Annotated in this window: 18 protein-coding genes; 9 read left to right on the forward strand and 9 right to left on the reverse strand. The window is 65.2% G+C overall.

Annotated features, from left to right (window positions below):
- The first annotated feature begins 47 nt into the window (after positions 1-47).
- Entirely contained in the window at positions 48-1,532 is a 1,485-nt protein-coding gene (gene yczR, locus ACSVHC_RS08405) for a MocR-like transcription factor YczR (RefSeq protein ID WP_437772314.1), read from the forward strand.
- A gap of 73 nt (positions 1,533-1,605) precedes the next feature.
- Here the strand turns inward: yczR and ACSVHC_RS08410 are convergent, their stop codons facing one another.
- Positions 1,606-2,094 carry a DUF4188 domain-containing protein gene (locus tag ACSVHC_RS08410; RefSeq protein ID WP_437772313.1) on the reverse strand — a complete coding sequence of 163 codons (489 nt, stop codon included), beginning with the start codon at positions 2,092-2,094 and terminating at the stop codon, positions 1,606-1,608.
- Positions 2,095-2,186: 92 nt separating this feature from the next.
- On the opposite strand from ACSVHC_RS08410, the gene ACSVHC_RS08415 reads away from it, so the two are divergent.
- A complete protein-coding gene (locus tag ACSVHC_RS08415) occupies positions 2,187-2,789 on the forward strand; it encodes a TetR-like C-terminal domain-containing protein (RefSeq protein ID WP_437772312.1) in 603 nt (200 codons plus the stop codon).
- A gap of 68 nt (positions 2,790-2,857) precedes the next feature.
- On the opposite strand, the gene ACSVHC_RS08420 is transcribed toward ACSVHC_RS08415, so the two are convergent.
- The gene (locus ACSVHC_RS08420; protein WP_437772311.1) at positions 2,858-3,550 is read right to left on the reverse strand and encodes an SRPBCC family protein; all 693 of its coding nucleotides are present in this window, start codon (positions 3,548-3,550) and stop codon (positions 2,858-2,860) included.
- Complete coding sequence (locus tag ACSVHC_RS08425) at positions 3,543-4,175, reverse strand: ArsR/SmtB family transcription factor (protein WP_437772310.1); 633 nt, start codon at positions 4,173-4,175, stop codon at positions 3,543-3,545. Before ACSVHC_RS08425 ends, ACSVHC_RS08420 begins: the two co-directional genes overlap by 8 nt.
- A gap of 184 nt (positions 4,176-4,359) precedes the next feature.
- On the opposite strand from ACSVHC_RS08425, the gene ACSVHC_RS08430 reads away from it, so the two are divergent.
- The 3 genes from ACSVHC_RS08430 (at position 4,360) to ACSVHC_RS08440 (ending at position 7,885) form a co-directional block, all read left to right on the forward strand.
- A complete protein-coding gene (locus tag ACSVHC_RS08430) occupies positions 4,360-6,099 on the forward strand; it encodes an alkaline phosphatase family protein (protein WP_439180806.1) in 1,740 nt (579 codons plus the stop codon).
- 31 nt (positions 6,100-6,130) lie between these two features.
- Complete coding sequence (locus ACSVHC_RS08435; RefSeq protein ID WP_437773950.1) at positions 6,131-7,078, forward strand: RluA family pseudouridine synthase; 948 nt, start codon at positions 6,131-6,133, stop codon at positions 7,076-7,078.
- Positions 7,079-7,444: 366 nt separating this feature from the next.
- Complete coding sequence (locus ACSVHC_RS08440) at positions 7,445-7,885, forward strand: SRPBCC family protein (protein WP_437772308.1); 441 nt, start codon at positions 7,445-7,447, stop codon at positions 7,883-7,885.
- Positions 7,886-7,945: 60 nt separating this feature from the next.
- Here ACSVHC_RS08440 and ACSVHC_RS08445 read toward each other — a convergent pair whose 3' ends face one another.
- Entirely contained in the window at positions 7,946-8,473 is a 528-nt protein-coding gene (locus ACSVHC_RS08445; protein WP_437772307.1) for an O-acetyl-ADP-ribose deacetylase, read from the reverse strand.
- A gap of 57 nt (positions 8,474-8,530) precedes the next feature.
- Between ACSVHC_RS08445 and ACSVHC_RS08450 the strand changes: the two genes are divergently transcribed.
- Complete coding sequence (locus ACSVHC_RS08450) at positions 8,531-9,154, forward strand: DedA family protein (protein WP_437772306.1); 624 nt, start codon at positions 8,531-8,533, stop codon at positions 9,152-9,154.
- A gap of 19 nt (positions 9,155-9,173) precedes the next feature.
- Here the strand turns inward: ACSVHC_RS08450 and ACSVHC_RS08455 are convergent, their stop codons facing one another.
- Together ACSVHC_RS08455 and ppc are read right to left on the reverse strand one after the other, a co-directional pair.
- The gene (locus ACSVHC_RS08455) at positions 9,174-9,479 is read right to left on the reverse strand and encodes a hypothetical protein (RefSeq protein WP_437772305.1); all 306 of its coding nucleotides are present in this window, start codon (positions 9,477-9,479) and stop codon (positions 9,174-9,176) included.
- Between the two features lie 124 nt (positions 9,480-9,603).
- Positions 9,604-12,402, reverse strand: coding sequence for a phosphoenolpyruvate carboxylase (gene ppc / locus ACSVHC_RS08460; RefSeq protein WP_437772304.1), 2,799 nt, complete (start codon positions 12,400-12,402; stop codon positions 9,604-9,606).
- Positions 12,403-12,692: 290 nt separating this feature from the next.
- Here ppc and ACSVHC_RS08465 point away from each other — a divergent pair, with 290 nt between their 5' ends.
- On the forward strand, positions 12,693-13,529 hold the full coding sequence (locus ACSVHC_RS08465) for a DUF1684 domain-containing protein (RefSeq protein ID WP_437772303.1): 837 nt from the start codon (positions 12,693-12,695) through the stop codon (positions 13,527-13,529).
- A 119-nt stretch (positions 13,530-13,648) separates the two neighbouring features.
- Positions 13,649-15,754, forward strand: coding sequence for a DUF6807 family protein (locus ACSVHC_RS08470; protein ID WP_437772302.1), 2,106 nt, complete (start codon positions 13,649-13,651; stop codon positions 15,752-15,754).
- 63 nt (positions 15,755-15,817) lie between these two features.
- On the opposite strand, the gene ACSVHC_RS08475 is transcribed toward ACSVHC_RS08470, so the two are convergent.
- Genes ACSVHC_RS08475 through ACSVHC_RS08485 form a run of 3 tightly spaced genes read right to left on the reverse strand, consistent with a single transcriptional unit; the run spans position 15,818 to position 19,037 of the window.
- Positions 15,818-16,657, reverse strand: coding sequence for a sugar phosphate isomerase/epimerase family protein (locus tag ACSVHC_RS08475; protein ID WP_437772301.1), 840 nt, complete (start codon positions 16,655-16,657; stop codon positions 15,818-15,820).
- Positions 16,654-17,868, reverse strand: coding sequence for a dihydrodipicolinate synthase family protein (locus ACSVHC_RS08480; protein WP_439180809.1), 1,215 nt, complete (start codon positions 17,866-17,868; stop codon positions 16,654-16,656). Before ACSVHC_RS08480 ends, ACSVHC_RS08475 begins: the two co-directional genes overlap by 4 nt.
- A complete protein-coding gene (locus ACSVHC_RS08485) occupies positions 17,868-19,037 on the reverse strand; it encodes a Gfo/Idh/MocA family protein (protein ID WP_437772299.1) in 1,170 nt (389 codons plus the stop codon). The genes ACSVHC_RS08480 and ACSVHC_RS08485 overlap by 1 nt, the downstream gene beginning before the upstream one ends.
- A gap of 169 nt (positions 19,038-19,206) precedes the next feature.
- On the opposite strand from ACSVHC_RS08485, the gene ACSVHC_RS08490 reads away from it, so the two are divergent.
- Complete coding sequence (locus ACSVHC_RS08490) at positions 19,207-20,262, forward strand: LacI family DNA-binding transcriptional regulator (RefSeq protein WP_437772298.1); 1,056 nt, start codon at positions 19,207-19,209, stop codon at positions 20,260-20,262.
- The last annotated feature ends 215 nt before the right edge of the window (positions 20,263-20,477 follow it).

A 20,477-nucleotide genomic window follows, 5' to 3' on the forward strand; every position in this document is an offset into this window, starting at 1 on the left:
CCGAAAACTGGCATTGCTTTCCATAGCCAGTTTGCAATACTGGTCTTATGCCCGGATCCCTGAACCCCACAGCCATGGTGCGTCTCCTCGGCCCGTGGAACACTGGCGCCGCTCCCGCGTATCGCGAGCTTGCCGACGTCGTGCGCCTTTTGGTGATGGACGGGCGCATCCCGCTCGATGTCGCGCTACCGAGTGAACGCGCGCTTGCCGTCACGTTGGGCGTCAGCCGGACCACCGTTACCGCCGCGTACGCCAGCCTGCGCGAGCAAGGTTTCCTCAGCGGCGGCCAGGGCAGCCGGGGCCGGACGGGCATTCCGCACCGGACGGTTCCCGTCAGCGGACCCGGTCTGGCGGTTCCGGATGGGATTCTCGACCTCGCCTATGCTTCATTGCCGGCCACGGGTGAAGTGGTGCACCGCGCATTCGCTGATGCGCTGATTGACCTTCCGGCGTTGCTGCCCGGTTTTGGCTACGACGCGGTCGGCCTTCCGAGCCTCCGGGAAGCCATCGCGGACCGCTACACGGCAGCCGGCATCCCCACCACGGCCGCCCAGATACTGGTGACTTCGGGGGCCCAGCACGCACTGAACATTATCTTGAAGACCCTCGCCGGGCGGCAGCAGAAGGTCCTCGTAGAGCATCCCAGCTACCCCAACGCTCTCGACGCAATCCGAGCTTCGGGCTCCCGCACGGTTCCGGTGCCGATGCCGCCTGCCGCGGAGCCGACGTCGGGCGGTGGCGGGGAGTCGACGTCGGGCGGCTGGGATATCGACGGCATGGTGGCGACGATGCGCCACCAACGCCCGGCCATGGCCTACCTCGTGCCGGACTTCCACAACCCCACTGGGCGGATCATGTCCAACCTTCAGCGCCGCCGCCTGGTCCGCGAGGCGGCAGGAACGGGCACTGTCCTGGTGGTGGACGAGACCCTGCGGGAGCTGAACCTCGACGTCGTCAGCACCTCGCCGCTCGCGGCGTTCAGTCCGGCCGTGGTGACCATCGGTTCGCTCAGCAAATCCCATTGGGCCGGGCTCCGGACAGGGTGGATCCGCGCTGAAGTGGACCTGATCAGCCGCTTTGTGCAGACCCGGACGACGATGGATCTGGGCGGCCCTATCGTCGAGCAATTGGCGGCGGCTCGGCTGCTCCGGGCCTTCGCTGAACCGCTGGACGCCAGGCTTGCGGAGCTGCGGCGGAACCGGGAAGCGCTCCTTGGACTACTGGCCGAGCACCTGCCCGATTGGCACGTGGAGCGTCCGCGCGGCGGGCTGACGGCATGGTGCAGGTTGCCCACGCCGTCGAGCACCGCGCTCACGGTCGTCGCCCCGGACTTCGGCGTGCGGCTGGCCGCAGGTCCGCGCTTCGGCGTCGGCGGGGCTTTCGAGCACTTCATGCGTGTCCCGTACACGCTCGCGCCGGCCCAGCTTGAGACGGCGGTGCTGGCACTGCGCGATGCCCAAGCCAGGATCGACGCGTCGCCGCAGCTCCGGAGGACCTTGAAGGCACCCAAGGAAGCCGCCGCCGTCGCGTAGCGCGCGTTACTCGCCGCCCAACTGGCTCGCATTTGTTGTCGTTTTGGAGGCTCAAAACGGCATTAACTGCGAGTCAGTTGGGTTGCCCGGCACCCATGCGCTGCTTGGCGGTGTTGGTGCCTGGACCGACCGGGACATGCGAGGTGGCTTTGGCCAGGCCAAACTGCGGCATGCCGCTGTAGACCACCTCAATTCCCGACGCCGGCACCTGGTAGGTTTCGTGCCAGACCCCAATGTCACCGCTTCCCGAGACTTCCTTCATGAAACGTCGCCAGGGCCCCAAATGCGGCGAGTCCCTGTCCGCCGCGAAGCGCCTGAGATGCTCGGGGCTCTCCCAATAGCTGAGCAGCATGGTGGTGCGCCCAAACCACTGTTCACAGCCGAGCAATCCGGACTCGGGATGTGTTGCGAGATGGCGGAGCATGGTGGGCATTGCCGATGCCACGCGCGCCACTTTGCCGATCTTCCACCACCGATTGGCCCGCATTCCGATAAGGAATACGGTCACCGACTCGCGCCCGGTGTCCGCCGTGAAGCGTCCGGGGAAGACTTCCTGTGCCATGTGAATCCTTCGGTCTGGGAACGGTAGCTCAAGTTCCGTTCATCGAGTTTCATAACGTCGTTATGAAACAATGTTATGAAACACTTGTAGGTATGGCAAGACCCATCGTTCATGACCAGCTCGTCCGGCAGCGGCTTCTTCAGGTAACGGCCGAACTTGTCGACCGGGATGGCCCCGCGCGGGTCACTCTCCGGGACGTCGCCGCGACCGCCCAGACCTCAACCACCGCGATCTACTCGCTTTTCGGGGGCAAAGCACAGTTGCTGACGGCCGCCGTCGACGACGGATTCCGCTCCTTCGGCGAATCGCAACGGCTCGCTGAAAGGGGTGGGCTCCGAGGCCTGGGCCTCGCCTACCGTTCCTGGGCGCTGGAACATCCGGCTCTATACCGGCTCATGTTTGGCGGCGCACTTGCCAGCTATGTGGACTGCAGCCCGACGCCGGCAGTCGCCTCGGAAGCCATGCTTCCCCTCATGGAAGCCGTGACCGCCTCGCAGAAAGCGGGGACCGTTCGGGATGCCGAAGCCGCGACGATCGCCATGTCCATCTGGGGACAGGTCCACGGCCTCGTGAGCCTGGAACTGGCGAACATGAATGACTCCGGAACCGACTGGGAAGGGATCTACGACGCGGCGCTGGATGCTGTGGCACGCGGCTGGCAGCCTGAGCCAGATTCGCTTCCCCAGCCCAACTGACTCGCAGTTGTTGTCGTTTAGAGGGCTCAAAACGACGTTAACTGCGAGTCAGTTGGGTGGGCCGGGGGTTAGGCGTACACCTTCTCCAGGAACCCGCCCCAGGCCTTGGCGGTCAGTTCGGAATCACCGTTGCCGCCGAAATCGTGCACCGTCATGCCAACGGGCGCCCCGAAGGAGTTTCGGCCGAAGAAGCGGTAGAGGGTGTCGGCCGTGCGCAGGCCCAGGAAGTGCTGGTTGGAGAAGTCGAGCTCCCCGCTCAGCCGCCCGACGCCGTCGACGTCCACCTCAACCGTTGAACCCTGCGCAACACCGTCCACGCCGAGGGCCTTCTTCAGGCGCACGAAACCGTCGGGGGTCTGCGAGGCCGCCGGGCCCTGGATGTCGGTGAAGACCACGGGCTTGCCGTCGAAGTACTGAAGGTACTGGCCCAGGGTGTGCAGGTAGAACTCGGTGTGCTTGCTGGCGCCGTCGTACTGCCCCTCCCAGTTGTCCGCGAAGATGCCGCTGTGGACATAGTGCAGCTTGGCCCGGCCGCCGTCGAGCGGTTCGAGGACATGCTCCAGCTGGTTGAACCAGCCGTCCGGCCCGTCCATCCGCGTCACAAGGTGGCTGGGGTACTCGTCGACGGTTTTCACGGCCGGCCACTGATCGGTGGGAAACATCCAGGCCGAGGTGTCCTGCGTGACAGCCTGCCAGACCCGTTCAGGAGTGCCGGGCAGTTCGGTGTCGGCCACGATTTCGAATTCACGGTTGTCAGTCATTGTCCTGTTCCTTTTCTGGAGAGTGCTGCGTGTTTGTCTTGAGTGCGGGATGAAGTACGACGACGAGCCGGTGCTTGCGTGCGCCGCTCGCCGCTGCGGAAGCGCCACCGTCGTGGTATTTGTCCACGAGCCGGGTCACCGCGACGCCGAGTTCCTCGGCAAAAGCGGCACGGTCCGCCGCCGATCGGAAGGTGATTTCACCGTCGATCGCGAAGCTCGCAAGCTTCTTCTTCGCCGCGGCCGCGCCCGCAATCAGCTTGCCCATCTCCTGGACCGTCCGGGCCGCGAGGGCCAGGAGCCAGAAGGCGGAAAAGCGATCCGAGAAGCGTCGGGGATCCGGCGCCACGGATGCAAGCGCCACCGGCGAGATCAGGTACGACGCTGCCGTCGCGCGCAAAACGCGTTCGGTGACGTTGCCCTTCTTCCGTTCCTCCACAAGCTCAACGAGCCCATGACGCTCAAGGGCCTTGAGGTGGTAGTTGACTTTCTGCCGGGGCAGGCCCACCTTGATCGCCAACTGCGTGGCGGAACCGGGCTCGACAAGCTCCTGCAGAATACGGGTGCGGATCGGGTCCAGCGACGCTTCCGCCGCGGCGGGATCCTCGATCACTTCGATGTCCAACATGCTTCCATTCTGCCCGCCGACAACTTTTCTTGTCAAGAACTTTTTAATCGTCGGAGGTTGCGGACCGCCGTGCGGACGCCGTCGCTGAGGCCGTACCTGAGGCCGTACCTGAGGCCGTACTGGGCTGTACCGCAGCGGTCAGCGAAGGAGTACCCTGCGGGTATCACTGTCCGTGAGGTGCAAGATGAGCTTCAATAGTCCGCCCGCTGGGTCCGGGGCCGATCGGCCACTCGGGCATCGCAGGGGGCGGATTCGGGCCTGGGCGTTACGGCGCCCCGCACTCGCTGCCTTGTCGATCGTCGCGGTCATCGCGCTTGTGGGCGCCGCCGTCTTTTTCGGCTCCTCTTGGTCCCGGTCATTGGTGGCGGCCGGGAGCCCGGCCGGCGGGGAGTCCGGCTCCTCTGCGGTGGATCCGGGGATCTCGAAGATCCAGCATGTCATCGTCATCATGCAAGAGAACCGCTCGTTCGACAGCTACTTCGGGACGTTCCCCGGAGCTGACGGGATTCCGATGCAGAACGGTTCCCCTGCGGTGTGCGTCCCGGATCCGGCCAATGGCTCGTGCGTGAAACCGTACTACGACCCCTCTGACCGGAACTCCGGTGGCCCGCACAGCCAGAGCAATGCCACTGCGGACATCGACGGCGGGAAAATGGACGGCTTCATCGCGCAGGCCGAGAAGGCCTCGACGAACTGCGCACCGAACGCCCCAGCCTGCGCGGGCGGCAACCAAAGCGACGTGATGGGCTACCACGACGCGCGTGACCTGCCCAACTACTGGGCGTATGCCGAGGACTTCACGTTGCAGGACCACATGTTCGAACCCAACGCCTCCTGGAGCCTGCCCGAGCACCTGTACATGGTCTCGGAATGGTCGGCCAAATGCAGCCGGGCGGGCGACCCGCAATCCTGCGTGAACGCCCTCCAGAATCCCGGCAGTCCACCGGACTTCACCACCTCGATCCAGTCCACCCTCATCGGCAAATGCCGGGCCGGCCTGCAGAACAAGGCCTGCCAGGATGCGCTCACTGCAGCCGGGATCACCCCGGATATTGCCGCGCAACTGCACGCCCTCATTACGCAAAACTGCGCGGGCTCGGATTCCTATGCGAGTTGCCAGGCCGCCATCGACAAAGCAACACTCCCTGAAGCGCTTAAGCAAAAGCTGCTGGCGGCCGCCAAGCTGCTTGCTCCCCCTGACTACGCCTGGACCGATCTGACCTACCTGCTGCACAAACAGAACGTGCCCTGGGCCTACTACGTCTTCAACGGCACCGAACCCGACTGCCAAGACGATGCAGCCATGTCCTGCGCTCCCGTTGCCCAGAATGCGAAGACGCCGGGCATCTGGAATCCGTTACCCTACTTCGACACCGTGAAACAGGACGGACAGCTAGGAAACATCCAGTCCCTCACCAACTTCTACACCGCGGCCAAGAACGGTACGTTGCCTGCTGTGAGCTGGATCGACCCCACCGGAGCCGTCAGCGAGCACCCCCCGGCGCTCATCAGCACCGGGCAGGCTTACGTCACGGGCCTGATCAATGCCGTCATGTCGGGCCCGGACTGGAACAGCACCGCCATCTTCCTCTCGTGGGATGACTGGGGCGGCTTTTACGACCACGTCACCCCGCCTACCGTCGACCAAAACGGCTACGGACTCCGGGTCCCGGGAATCGTCATCAGCCCCTACGCCAAACAAGGCAACATCGACCATCAAATCCTCAGCCACGACGCCTACGCCAAATTCATCGAAGACGACTTCCTGCACGGCCAACGCCTAGACCCGGCCACCGACGGACGGCCAGATCCCCGGCCCGGCGTCCGCGAGGACAACCCCCAGCTCGGCAACTTGGTGAACGACTTCAACTTCAACCGGCAGCCCATCAAGCCCGTCATCCTGCCGGGCGGGACGACGTACTAGGTGTTTGCGGCCCCGGTAGAATAGACCAGTGATGCAATCCCCCCTTCCAGTGCGCGACGGCGTCAACGCCACCCGTCTGCGCCTCCCGGACGAGGGGCCTTGGGACACCGCGATGGACTACATGATGCACCGCTGGGGCCATATCGACCCCCAAGGCATCGAGGACAGGTTCGACGCCGGCGAAATCGTGGGCGAAGGCGGCGCGCCCCTTGACCGCGGTACGCCCCTCGAAGAACACACTTTCATTTGGTACTACCGCACGCTCCCGCCAGAGACCCGGATGCCGGTGGAGATCAACATCCTGCACCAGGACGAGCACCTCATGGTGGTCGACAAGCCCCACTTCCTGCCCACCACCCCAGGCGGGACGTACATCCAGGAATCTGCGCTCGTCCGGCTCCGGAACCAGTTGGACCTGCCAGACCTCATCCCGATGCACCGGCTCGATCGCATGACCGCCGGCGTGTTGCTCCTCTCCACGAACCCGGAGACCCGCGGCAAGTACCAGGTGCTCTTCGAGAAACGGCAGGTGCAGAAGGAGTACGAGTGCGTCTCTGCCGCGGCACCCGCCGCAGGGTTTCCCGCCGTCGACCTTCCCGCCGTCGTGCGCAATCGCATGACCAAATCCCGGAGCTACCTCCTCGCCGAAGTGATCGACGGCGAACCCAACGCGGAGACCCGCATTGAGCTGCTGAGAACGTTCGACGGCGGCACTCACGACGGCGCCCCCGCTCGCCGAGCGCTGTACCGGCTTGAGCCCCACACTGGCAAGACCCACCAGCTCCGCGTGCACATGGCTTCGCTCGGGCTGGGAATCGTGAACGACGCGTTCTACCCCGAACTGCTGGACAAAGCCCCGGACGACTACTCCAAGCCGCTCCAGCTGCTGGCGCGCGGCATCCGATTCGTTGACCCCATCAGCAAGCAGGCCGTGGAGTACCGGAGCCGACTCGAGTTGAGCGAAGCCCACCCGGCCTGACGCTCGCTCACATATGGAGGCTTTTTCTCGAACGCTCGCTCGCATATCTGTCGGTGACGGTCGAAAACTGAGCCACCCGTTCCAAACGATTGGGTGGGTGATCACAGTGGGGGAGTGTCGGATCCACCGTTAAACGGACACTCCCGATATCTGCACGAGGGCTGGGCAAAAGGGGCGGCACAAGTGAGCGAGCGTCCGCCCAAACACCCACACAAGTGAGCGAGCGTCGGGAAAGGAGCGGGTGCCCTGCGCCGCGGCGCCGAAACAATGGCGCGTTCCCGAGTTGCCAAGCGGACCGGGCGTATATGCTCAGTTTTGCCGGCCCGACGACCGAGGGCGGTGTTCGGTCTCGCGAAAAGGAACCAGATGGCCCACGCTGAAAACGAAGTCTCGATCAACCGCCCCGCAAACGACGTCTACGCCTTCCTGGCGGACGGGCTGAACAATAAGCTGTGGCGTCCGGGCGTAAAGACGGTCTCCCTCGCAAGCGGAGAAGCAGGCAACAAAGGTGCCGTGTACTCCCAGACGATGGCTGGCCCCGGTGGCCGCACGATCGCCGGCGACTACGAGATCATCGCAGCCCAGCCGGGCAAACGACTCGATTTCCAGGTCATTGCCGGCCCCGCCCGACCAACAGGATCCTTCACGCTGGACGAGAACAACGGCAGCACGACCGTACGCTTTGCCTTGGATCTCCAGCCCAAGGGCTTCATGAAGCTCATGGGGTCGATGATCACCAAGACCATGGAGTCGGAAGTCGGGCAACTGGGGCAGTTGAAGTCCGTGCTTGAGGCGCAGTCTGCCTGACGCCACCCGCGAAAGCGCGCGCCACCTGAAAAGGCCACCCGCGAAAGCCCGCGGCTTCCCTCACCCTTCCGAAGGCCCGAACACGCTCCGGAATACGTCCGTCGTCTCCGCACTGAACAGCACAAACTCGACGAGTTCCAGCCCACTGGAGCTTTCGACGGCGAACCGGCTGACGGCGTCGAGCGCTACTGTGGCGACGTCGCGCGCGTCCCAGCCGTAGACACCCGCGCTGATTGCGGGGAAGGCAACGGAACCCGCCCCGAGGGATGCTGCCACTTTCAGGCTTTCGAGGAAACACGACGCGAGCAGTTCCGGATCGTTCTGTCCCATGTGGCGGTTAGGACCCACGGTGTGGATCACCCATCGGGCAGGCAATTTGAATCCGGGGGTGGCCACGGCTTGGCCCACCGGCAGTCCATGCGGGTACCGCTCGCGCACCTCCATGCACGCGGCCAGGAGTTCCCTGCCCGCCGCGCGATGGATCGCGCCGTCCACTCCCCCGCCACCCATCAACGACGAGTTGGCAGCGTTGACGATCGCGTCGACGTCGCGCGTGGTGATGTCACCTTGCAGGATTTCGAGCCGCATGGCGCCAGTCTTGCACGACACTCCGGCGGATGCACCAAAGTGGGGTAATTTGTGCCCATGGACATCACCACCGCCGATGGCTGGGGAGCCGCGATCTATGTCTGGATCATCCCCATGGTGGTGGGCGACGCGATCTTCCCGCCCATCCCGTCCGAGATGCTGGTGATCACGGGTGGCGCGCTGGCCGCTGAGGGCCGGGTCAACCTGTGGCTCGTGGGTCTGATGGCCGCCGTCGCCTCCTGGCTGGGCGACATGATCGTTTTCCAACTGTTCAAGCGCCGTCTGGGACATGTCCTGGACCGCTGGGCCTGGGGCCGCAAAGTCCATCAGGGCATCCACCGGGCCATCGCCAGGGCCGGGCGCTCCTCCACCTACGGCGCGATCATCGGCGCCCGGTTCATCCCTGGCGGGCGGCTTGCTGCGTCGGCCGCTTCCGGGATCGCCGAGGTTTCCTCCCGCGGCTTCAGCCTCTGCGCTGGCTTGGGCGGGCTGTTGTGGGCCACGTGGCAGACGGGGCTGGGTTACTTTACGGGCTCGACGACGAAGCTTCCGTTCTGGGCGAGCTCACTGATCGGCGTCGGCGTGGGGCTGCTGATCGGCGTCGTGGTGGGCGTGATCGTCACGCGTCGCCGGGGTGACCGCTCGCCGGTGGACGAGCCGGGCGAGCCGCCGCACCTTTAGGCGCGTCCCGATGTCGGGCTCAAACCGGCGACCATTTCCCCCGCTTGCGGCGCAGAACGTAAAGGTTCCCAGTGAGCGCTACGCGTTCGACGGCGTCGCGCATCATGGCTGCCGACGCGCGGGCCTCGCGGTTCTCACCGGGATAGTCGCGCGGCTCCACCAGGAAGCGGAGGCTGATCTGGGCGACGCCGCCAACAATGTCCAGCTGGTTGGATTCGACATGGTGCCGCGTTTCCAGGGCCTCAAGCGCAGCGGCCATTACAGACTCCGGCGGATTGCCTGGCTTGAGCCCGGTGATCTTCAACTTGGTCTGGAACGACGGCATCTATCAACCCTAAACGCTCGCTCACCTATGGCGCTCCCGCCGGAAACGCCGGCTCACATGATGTGAGCGAGCGTGCGCCAAAAGACCCATATAAGTGAGCGAGCGTCTGAAGGGCAGAAAACGGCTATCCGGTGTTGCGGAGGCCGGCGGCCACGCCGTTGACGGTGATGAGCATGGCCCGCTGGAGGCGTTCGTCGATCTCCGCGCCGGAAATGGAGGCTTCGCGGACGCGGCGCAACAACTCCACCTGTAGGTAACTGATGGGGTCGAGGTATTGGTCGCGGATTTCGAGGGAACGCTTGAGCGTCGGCTGCGCTTCCAGGAGCTCGGTTTCGCCGCTCAGGAGTTCCACCTCGGCAACCGTGAGATCGTACTCAGCGCGGATTGCCTTGAACAGGTGATGCAGCTCTTCCGGAACCAGCGAAGACACGTAGTGCCCGGCGATGTCCATGTCCGTCTTGGCCAGCGTCATCTCCACGTTGGAAATCACGGACTGGAAGAAATGCCAGCGCTTCATCATCTCTGCGAGCTCGGCGGTGTTGCCTGCCTCGCGGGCGGCCTTCAGGCCTGAGCCCACGCCAAACCAACCCGGAACGATCTGCCGCGACTGGGTCCAACCGAACACCCACGGAATGGCCCGAAGACCGCCCAGTCCGGCGCCGGAATCAGGACGCTTGGACGGGCGCGAGCCGATGTTCAAGGAGCCGAGCTGCTCCACCGGCGTCGAGGCCAGGAAGTACGAAGGCAGGTCCGGGTCGTCGATCAGAGAACGGTACTGGGCAAACGCGGCGTCGGAAATGATCTCCATGACGTGGCCGTAGCGCTCGCGCTCGTCGTCCGAGGTGCGCGGGGTGCGGTGCAGCGCGGAACCCTGCATCACGGCGGCAAGGGAGAGCTCCAGGTTTTCGCGGGCGAGCTCCGGCAAGGAGTACTTGTCCGAGATGACTTCGCCTTGCTCGGTGAACTTGATGGCGCCTTCGAGCACGCCGTTCGGCTGGGCCATGATGGCGTCGTAGGTCGGACCGCCACCACGGCCCACGGAACCGCCGCGGCCATGGAACAAGCGGACGTTCACGCCGTGCTTGGCGGCGACGTCGCGCAGCTTCCGCTGGGTCTTGTGGATCTCCCATTGGCTGGTCATGACGCCGGATTCCTTGTTGGAGTCCGAGTATCCCAGCATGATCTCCTGGACATCCCCACGCAGCCGTACGAGCGAGCGATAGGACGGATCGGAGAGCAGCAGGTCCACGATTTCGGCCGAGGCGCGCAGCTCCTCCACGGTTTCCAGGAGCGGGGCGAAGCCGATCTTGGCATACGGAGCTGCGCCGAACAGGTCGATCAGTCCGGCTTCGCGGGCCAGCACCGCGGCGGCCAGGACGTCGTCCGCACCGCGCGTCATGGAGATGATGTAGGTTTCGACGACGTCGGGCCCGTACGTCTGGAGCGCGTGGCGGATGCTGCGGAAGACGTCGTAGGTGCGGTCGCCGTCGCCGTCGAGCTTGATGGGGTGGCCGGACAGCGGTCGGCGCGAAGCCAGCTCCGCGCTCAGCCGTTCGAAGCGCTCGGCGCGGCTCAACTCGCCGTAGGGAGTTCCGACGCCGATCCGGTCCACCAACTGCCCGACGGCGTCGTGGTGGTAGTCGGCGTGTTCACGGATGTCGAGGGTCGCCAAGTGCAGCCCGAAGGAAGCGATCGCGCGGCGGACCCGCGCCAGGGCGCCGTCGGCCACGAGCACAGCCGAGTGCTTGCGCAGCGAGGCTTCCAACAACTCGAGCTCTGCCAGGAGTTCAGAGGTGGAGGCGTAGTCGCGCCCGGGTTCGTGGTGGCTCGATGCGGACACACGGCGGCCCGTGTTGATGAGCTTGGCCTTGATGCAGGTCAGTTTGAGCCGGTATGGCTCCTGCGCGTTCAACTCAAGGATGCGCTTGTCCAGGCCGGGCAGGTTCTTGAGGTCGACGGCGATCGAGTCCAGGAGGTCCTCTTCCGCCTCCACGAGGGCGGTGGAGTTGGAGAGGACGGAGATCAGTTCGTCAATCATCGAGATGCTGATCCGCACGGCGTGCTGGTTCTGCAGCTGCAGGATCTCTCGCGTGACGGAAGCGGTGACGTTCGGGTTGCCGTCGCGGTCTCCGCCGATCCAGGAACCGAAGCGGATGGGAGCGTTGTGCGCCGGCAGCACAACGCCGTGCTCGGCGAGCAGCTCGGAAAGGTCCGTGAGCATCTCCGGCATGGCATCGGTCAGGATGCTGCTCAGGTAGTAGATGGCGTTGCGGGCCTCGTCCACGGGAGTGGGGCGGACTTGGCGCAGTTCGTCGGTCTGCCACATCTGGTCGATAATCTCGGCGAGCTGGCGGTCCTGTCGGCGGCGCGCGGCCGTGCCCTCAACAGTGGATTCGGCCAGGACGTCCGAGAGCTTGCGGATCTTGTCCAGTACTGAACGCCGCGAGGCTTCGGTGGGGTGCGCCGTAAAAATAGGACGGACGTCCAGTTCGTTGACCACGTCCTGCAGGGCCTGGGTTCCAGCTTCGTCGGCGATCTCGGCCACGGCTTTGGCCAACCAGCCGTCCTTTTCCTGGCGGGTGCGCAGTCCGCGGACGCGGTGCACTTGCTCGGCGGCGTTGGCGAGGTGGAAATAGAACGCGAAGGCGCGGACCAGCTCAGTGGCTTCCTCAAGGGGCAAGGAGGCGAGCAACTCGCGGACCTGGGCGACGACGTCGTGCGCGCTCCACGGACCCGTGGCGTCAGCGCCGCCGCGGGCGGCTTCCTTGGATTCCTTGGTGAGCAGGCGCACTTGCTCGACAAGCTGGAGCAACTCGGGGCCATGCTGGCGGACCAACGACTCTCCGAGAAGCGTGGAGACGCGACGGACATCGGCCCGCAATTCCGCGGCAAGGTCGGTGCTGAGATGTGCAGTGTCAACCATGAAAAATACCTTCTGGCGTTGGGTGTGGCCCGTACACTGCGCTGGATACTGTGAGCCGGATTACTAATATTCCTAGGGAATCTTACCCAAAGCTCTTGCGGGGGTGGCAATCCGTCTCAAATGTTGTCATGCTCACTCTGCACTTCCGCCCTGCCCGCCCCAACTGACTCGCAGTTGTTGTCGTTATCAGCCCTCAGAACGACATCAAATGCGAGTCAGTTGGGTTCCGGGAATGGTGGTGGCCGGTGCATGGTTAAGGCAACGACAGATCCCGAGCCGCTGGAGGAACCATGAGTGCAACAGCCCCCGCAAGCAACGTCCAGCTGGAACGCTGGCAGCGTTTCCGCAACGGCCGCAACGCCGCCCTCGCGGCGGACCACGGCTGGCTGACCCTCACCTCCTTCCAGTGGCTCGAATCCGAACCTGCCGCCGTCGAGCTCGTCCCGGGGCTTTGGTCTACGGACGGCACGACGGCGACACTCACCGCGGGCCCGGCCGACGGACTCACGCTCGTGGAGACGGGAGCTCCTGTGGACGGGACGATTTCGGCCACCCTCCAGGACGAGGAATCGCTCATGTGGGTGCAATTCGGCGGCTCGGATGGCACGGAAGTGGTGGTGGAACTTGCCATGCGGGCGGACAAGTACGCGATCCGCACGAGGGACAACTCCTCGCCCGTACTGACGGAGTTCGACGCCGTTCCCACCTTTGACTACAACCCGGACTGGGTGCTTGAGGGCCGCTTCGAGGCCTACCCTGAGCCGGTGGATGTACCCATCGGAACAGCCAACCCTTTGGTGGACGGGGTGCATCGATCCGTCGGCGAGGTCGTATTCCGGGCGCCTGGCCTTCCCCACGAGATCCGCCTGCACGCCGAGGCCGAGAAGCTCGGAGCCCTCACCGTCACTTTCCACGACGAAACGAACGGCAACACGACGGACGAATGGCGCAAGCTGGCCGTCTCGCGCCCCCGGCCCGACGGTTCCGTAGTCCTCGACTTCAACCGCGCCATCAACTACCCGAGCGCCTTCACCCCGTATGGCACGTGCCCCATGCCCGTGGCAGGAAATTCGATCGACGTGGCGGTCGAGGCCGGAGAGAAACTGCCGGCCGGCCGGATCGTCTAACCAAACGCGTTACATCTCCCCCGATGCACGGTACACTCTTCTTGGAAAGCGCTTACCAAGCGCCCTGAAACGACACCGACGTCAGCAGCCCCGCCTCCCGGGGACAGATGAGGAGAGCCATGGGCACCCTGTCCACGCCCGTCCCGGCAGAATACAAACAGCCCGGCCATGAGCCCAGCAGGGTTGCCCTTATAGGGGTCCACGGCTTCGGCGCGCACCACTTGCAGAACCTCGAAAGGCTCCAGGCCAACGGCGTCGTCCGCCTTGTTGCCGTGGCAGATCCGAATCCGCCTGCCCCCGGCGCCCTCCCGCCCGGAACCGCTGTATTCGGCACCTTGGACGAACTCCTGGCGGGAACCCCGGCGCTGGACCTCGTCATTGTGGCCACTCCGATCCAGACGCACGCGCAACTCGCCCTCTCAACGCTCGCCTATGCCGATTTGTACCTCGAGAAGCCTCCGGTCGCTTCCCTCGCCGATTTCAATCGTTTGCAGGAAGCCGCCACTGCGGCCGGCAGGAGCGTCCAAGTCGGCTTCCAGAGCCTCGGATCCCGCGGCCTCCAGGCCATAGAGGAGTTGCTTGCGGAAGGAGAGATCGGCACGCTTCTGGGCATCTCGGCCACCGGGCGTTGGGTGCGTGACCGCGCCTATTACAAACGCTCCCGCTGGGCGGGCAAACGCAGCCTTGACGGCATCGACGTCGTTGACGGTGTAGCGACCAACCCGCTGGCCCACGCCATCGCCACCGCCCTGAGGATCGCGGGAGCGCGGACGGTGGACGATCTTGCCTCTGTGGAAACGGACCTGTACCGCGCCAATGACATCGAATCCGACGACACCTCCGTGATCCGGATCCGCACGGCTGCGGGCCTGCCGATCACGTGCGCGCTCACCCTCTGCGCCGCCGAATCCGTGGAACCGTACATCACCCTGCAGGGCAGCGAGGGCACGGCGAAGTTCTATTACACCGAAGACCGCCTCACGGTCAGCTCTGCCGCCGGGACGCGCGAAACCGTGTACAGCCGGGTGGACCTCACCGAGGACCTGCTGGAGCATCGCCACCAGCAGCGCTCGACGCCGGTTACGGGAACGATCAGCCCCGCAACCGGCGCGCCGCTGATCAGCCCGCTCGCGGACAGCGGCGCCTTCATGCAGGTCCTGGAGGCCATCCGCACCGCGGAATCTCCCGCACTGATCCCGGAGCAGTACGTCACTTGGGAGGGCGAAGGTGACGGCGCCCGTGCCGTGGTCGACGGAATCGAAGACGCCCTGGAACGCGCGACGGCGGCGCACGCCACCTTCAGCGAACTTTGCTTGCCTTGGGCGCGGCCAGCCGTCGACGCCGGAAGGCCGGTTTTGAGCCTGTCCGACGGCGGCGAGCCTGGCGCCTTTGCGATTGAAAGCGGCCAGGCCGCCGTCGCATTGGCAACCCTGCAGAGCGGCGCCGGCCTCGCCGCGCGGCTCTCCCCGCGGCCCTATCTGCACCCGGTCCGAACCCTCGTCGGAGTCACCGTCACCGACCATCTGCCAGCGGACCACTCCTGGCACCTCGGCGCGGGATTCGCCTTGCAGGATGTGAACGGAACCAATTTCTGGGGCGGCAAGACGTATACCCGCGCTGCCGGCCGTTACGAAGAACGGCAAGACCACGGGCGCATCATCGAGGTGTTCACCACGTCCGGTCCAGGCCATCTGGAGCAGGAATTGAGCTGGCAGGCACCGGACGGCGCAGAACTTCTCCGCGAAGGCCGCGCCACCCGCTCCCGGCAGCTTGACCACCGCACGTGGCAACTGGAGCTAAGAACGGAGCTGACCGCCGTCGTCGACTCCTCACTTGGCAGTCCCGGCTCGAACGGCGCCCTCGCAAGCGGCTACGGCGGCTTCTTCTGGCGTTTGCCCGCCTCCGCCGGGGCAGAAGTCTTCACAGCGGAAAGTCGCGGTGAACCCGAAGTCCACGGCTCGGCGTCGCCATGGCTGGCCTGGGCAGCAGACTTCCCTGAAGGTCCCGCCACACTGGTGTTCGCCGCCCCGGCCGAGGCGCAGGATCCTTGGTTCGTTCGGATGGCGAATTACCCAGCAGTGGGTTCGGCCCTGGCTTGGGAGCGGCCGGTGGACCTTGCGGCAGGCGAATCCTTGGTCCGCACCTTCGCGGTGTGGATCGTCGACGGCAGGCTGTCTCCGGCCGAGGTCGCCGAGCTGCTGGCCGGAGGTTCCGCCGCAGGATAAGCACGCAGAAAGGCGGGGGCTCAGTTCAGTTCAAACTGAGTCCCCGCCTTTTGTATTGGGTGCCTAGGCGTACGGAACCACGAGTTCCGCGTAGAGCTGTTTCATGGTTTCCAGGACCGAATCGCCGTCGGCGTCCCAGATGTCCTGGTTGAAGATTTCCACTTCGATGTCGCCCGTGTAACCGGCGTCGCGCACCCAGGTGCCGATCGTCGCGAAGTCGATCACTCCGTCGCCCATCATGCCGCGGGACAGCAGGGCGTCGGCAGCGATCGGAAGGTTGAAGTCGCACACCTGGTAGGAGGCGATCCGGTTTTCGCGGCCGGCCCGCTGGATCTGTTGCTTCAGTTCCGGATCCCACCACACGTGGAAGGTGTCGACGGCGACGCCAACCGCCTTCGCGTCGTACGGTGCGGCGAGGTCGAGTGCCTGGCCCAGCGTCGAGATGAGGGCCCGGTCCGCGGCGTACATCGGGTGCAGCGGTTCGAGCACCAGCCGGACCCCGTGTTCGACGGCGACGGGCACCAGGTCCTCGAGGCGATCGGCAACGCGCTGGCGGGCTGCGACGACGTCCTTCTCGCCCGGGGCGAGCCCGCCGACCACCAGGAACAGCTCCCGCGTATCGAGCGCCACGGCTTCCAGGATGGCCGTGCGGTTGTCCGCCAGCGCAGCCGCCTGCCCTTCGGCGTCGGCCGCTGTGAGGAAGCCGCCCCGGCAGAGGGACGAGACGCGAAGTCCGGCGTCCTTGATCAGCTTGGCCGCCTTCTCCAGGCCGGTGTCGGCGACGATGTCCCGCCACGGTCCGATCGCAGGAATTCCGGCCCGGACGCAACCGTCCACGGCCTCGGCGAGGGTCCATTTCTTGGTGGTGGCGCTGTTAAGTGACAGCCGTGAAAAGTCGCTCATGCGCCAACTCCGTTGATGCGGAGGTAATCCGACATCCGGAAGGCTGCCAGTGCGGGATCGCGCAGGAGCCCGGCCTGGTCGGCGAGTTCGAAGGTGCGCGCCAGGTGGACCACGGAGCGCCCCGAGTGCAGTCCGCCGACCATTTGGAATCCGGGCTGCTTGCCATTGAGCCAGGACATGAAGGCGATCCCGGTCTTGTAGTAGAACGTCGGTGCACTGAAGATGTGTTTGCCGAGTTCGCGGGTGGAGTCCAGGATGGCGCGCCCGTCCGCGGCGTCGCCGGCGTCGTACTTCTGCAACGCCACCGAAGCGGCAGGGTAGATCGCGGCGAAGATGCCCAGCAGCGCGTCCGAGTGGTGGACGCCGTCGCCGTCGATCAGTTCCGGGTAGTTGAAATCGTCGCCGGTGTAGAGGCGGACGTCTTCCGGCAGGGCTGCGCGCAGTTCAACTTCATGGGAAGCGTCCAGAAGCGAGACTTTCACGCCATCCACTTTGTCCGCGTGATCGCGGATGAGGCCAAGGAAGGTGTCTGTTGCCTCGGCGACGTCGTCCGAGCCCCAATAGCCGGCCAGTGCGGGGTCGAACATCGTCCCGAGCCAGTGCAGGATGACCGGTTGGTCCACTTCGCTGAGGAGCGTGGAGTAGACGTGCAGGTAGTCCTCGGGGCTTGCAGCCACTTTGGCCAGCGCCCGGGACGCCATGACGATGACCTTCGGTCCGGCTTCGCTCACGACGGCAATCTGCTCGCGGTACGCGTCCAACACTGCCTTGATGCCCGCGGGACCCTCGGGAACAGAGTCAAGGTCCAGCTGGTCCGTTCCGGCGCCGCAGGAGACGAGGTCCTGGACGCTCTTGCCGGCAGTGGCGGCGTTGCCGGACGCCACGACGGACGCAGCTTCGACGCCGGTTCGCTTGATGAGCTGCTGCGTGGCGGCCCAGTCCAGGCCCATGCCGCGCTGGGCGGTGTCCATGGCATCGGCAACGCCCAGGCCGTAGGACCACAGCTCGTGCCGGTACGCCATCGTGGCGTCCCAGTCCAAGTGCGCCGGGGCGCCCGGGGTGTTGTCGGCCGTCGTTTCTGGGATGACATGTGCCGCGGCGTAGGCGCGCCGGGACGTCAGCGGTGCCGTCGGCCTGGACCACGACGTGGCCGGCTGCACCTTGTAGAGGCGGGTCCCGCCGTCGTGGTTTGGAAGCAGAAGGGAAGTCATCAGAGCACGATCTCCGGGATATCAATGGTGCGGCGCTCGGCCGAGGACAGCAGTCCGAGTTCGGCGAGCTGCACGCCGCGGGCGGCGGAAAGGAGCCCGAAGCGGTGTTCCCGGCCGGCGACGACGTCGCGCAGGAATTCTTCCCACTGCAGCTTGAAGCCGTTGTCCAGATCGGCGTTGGCCGGGACTTCCTGCCACTGGCTGCGGAAGGACTCCGTGACGGGCAAGTCCGGGTTCCAGACCGGCTTGGGCGTGTGGGCGCGCTGCTGCGCCACGCACTTGTTCAAGCCCGCGACGGCTGAACCGTGCGTGCCGTCGATCTGGAACTCAACGAGTTCGTCGCGGTAGACGCGGACGGCCCAGGAGGAGTTGATCTGTCCGACGACGTCGTCCCCGCCCGGGGTCTCGAGCTCGAAAATGCCGTAGGAGGCGTCGTCGGCCGTGGCCTTGTATTCCTTGCCCTGCTCGTCCCAGCGGGCCGGGATGTGGGTGGCGGTCTTGGCGTTGACGCTCTTGACCTTGCCGATGATGCCTTCAAGAACGTAGTTCCAGTGGCAGAACATATCCGTTGTCATGCCGCCCCCGTCTTCCTTGCGGTAGTTCCAGGACGGGCGCTGCGCTGACTGGACGTCGCCTTCGAAGACCCAGTAGCCGAACTCGCCGCGGATCGAGAGGATCCGGCCGAAGAAGCCCTCGTCCACGAGGCGGCGCAGCTTCACCAGGCCAGGCAGGTACAGCTTGTCGTGCACCACGCCGGCCGTGACGCCGGATTCCTTGCCGATACGGGCCAGTTCGATGGCTTCCTCCAGCGTCTCCGCCGTCGGCTTTTCAGTGAAAATATGCTTCCCGGCGCGCATGGCCTTCTTCAGCGTCGCGGCGCGGAGGCTGGTCATTGACGCATCGAAAACGACGTCGACCGTGGGGTCGCTGATGACCGCGTCGAGGTCGGTGGACCACTCGGAAACCTTGTGGAGTTCGGCGAGTTCGCGGATCTTCGCCTCGTTGCGGCCCACCAGGATCGGTTCGACCTGGACGCGCGTGCCGTCCGCCAAGGTGAAGCCCCCGGCGTCCCGGATGGGGAGGATGGAACGCAGCAGGTGCTGGCGGTAGCCCATCCGGCCGGTGATGCCGTTCATGGCGATTCTTATCGTCTTTGTTTCGTAGCCCATGAGTCCTTCTTCAGGTGGAAAGTTATGAGATGGGAAAGCGCATTCCCAATGCATTCATGATGACACGCAGCTCGAGGTCTGGCAATCGCTTTCCCAAGGCCGGTTAGCACTGCAATAATCGGATGTTGCTGAAAGTGCCGAGGCTGAGGCTTTTGAAGAGGAGTTGTCCGTGACTGCAAGCACGCTGTCCGAAGTGGCCAAACTGGCCGGCGTCTCCCCCGCCACGGCCTCCCGGGTGCTCAATGGTTCCGCCAGGACACCCGCACCGGAGATCGCCGAGCGCGTCCGGCAGGCGGCAGACACCCTCGGCTACATCGCGAACGCCCAGGCCCAGGCCCTGGCGAAATCGAGCACGGGGCTCATTGGCCTGATCGTGCACGACATCGCGGACCCATATTTTTCCGCCATAGCGCAGGGCGTCCAGGCCGCAGCGCGGCAGGAGCGCCGCATGGTCCTGCTCGCCACCACCAACGGCACACCCGCCGAGGAGAAGGAAGCTGTCGCCGCCTTCGCTGCACGGCGGGCCGAGTCGATCGTCATCGCAGGATCGCGTTCAACACGTTCCGAAGACGCCCGCGCGAACACCGAGCTAGCCGCCGAATTGGACCGTTACTGCCGCAACGGCGGGCGCGTGGGCGTCGTCGGGCAAGCGATTCTAGGCGTCGCCGAAACGGCAAACTACCGCACCATCGCGGTCCCTAACGAGCAACTTGCGCGGGATCTGGCGCGCGCATTGGCGCGCACCCACAAAGGGCCGTTCGTCATTGTGGCCGGGCCGGAGGGGCTGACCACTTCGGATGAGCGCGTCATGGGATTCCAACGAGGCTTGTCCGACGCCGGCCAGCCCGCCGCGGATGTTGTGCACGTCGCGTTCAACCGGAACGGCGGTTTCGACGCCGGCATTGAACTGGCCTGGCGGATCAAGGCGTCCGACGGATCGGGGTCGGATCAACGCTTGTGCATTTTCGCGACCAACGATGTCATGGCCATCGGCGTGGCCGCCGCATTGAGGGACCAGGGGCTCAGAGTCCCCCATGACGCCGGCCTCGCAGGGTTCGACGACATCGAATGGCTCCGGGACTTCCGGCCGGCGCTCTCCACCGTAAGTCTGCCGCTGGAAGAAATCGGACGACTGGCAACCATGGCGGCCCTTTCCGACGACGACGGCGATCCTTCCGCCGTCGCGGGCAGCGTCACCCTCCGCAGGAGCACGAGTTCGCCCTAGTTCCCCGGGTTCGCGGCGGCTCTACCGATGACCCGATCATGCCGGGCCGATAGGTCCCGCCGGTGTGACCGGCGCAACAACTTAACCTTGACAGCGGGGCTGTGCGGGTGTCTGATGGAAAGCGCTTACCAGATGGGAAAGCGCATACCAAGCGGAAGTTCACTCCGATTCTTGCGATGGCGCTGCACTCCTACTGGAAACCACACCCAAAGGCG

Origin of the sequence: Arthrobacter sp. KNU-44 (assembly GCF_051843155.1) — a bacterium.
Classification (GTDB): Bacteria; Actinomycetota; Actinomycetes; order Actinomycetales; family Micrococcaceae; genus Arthrobacter.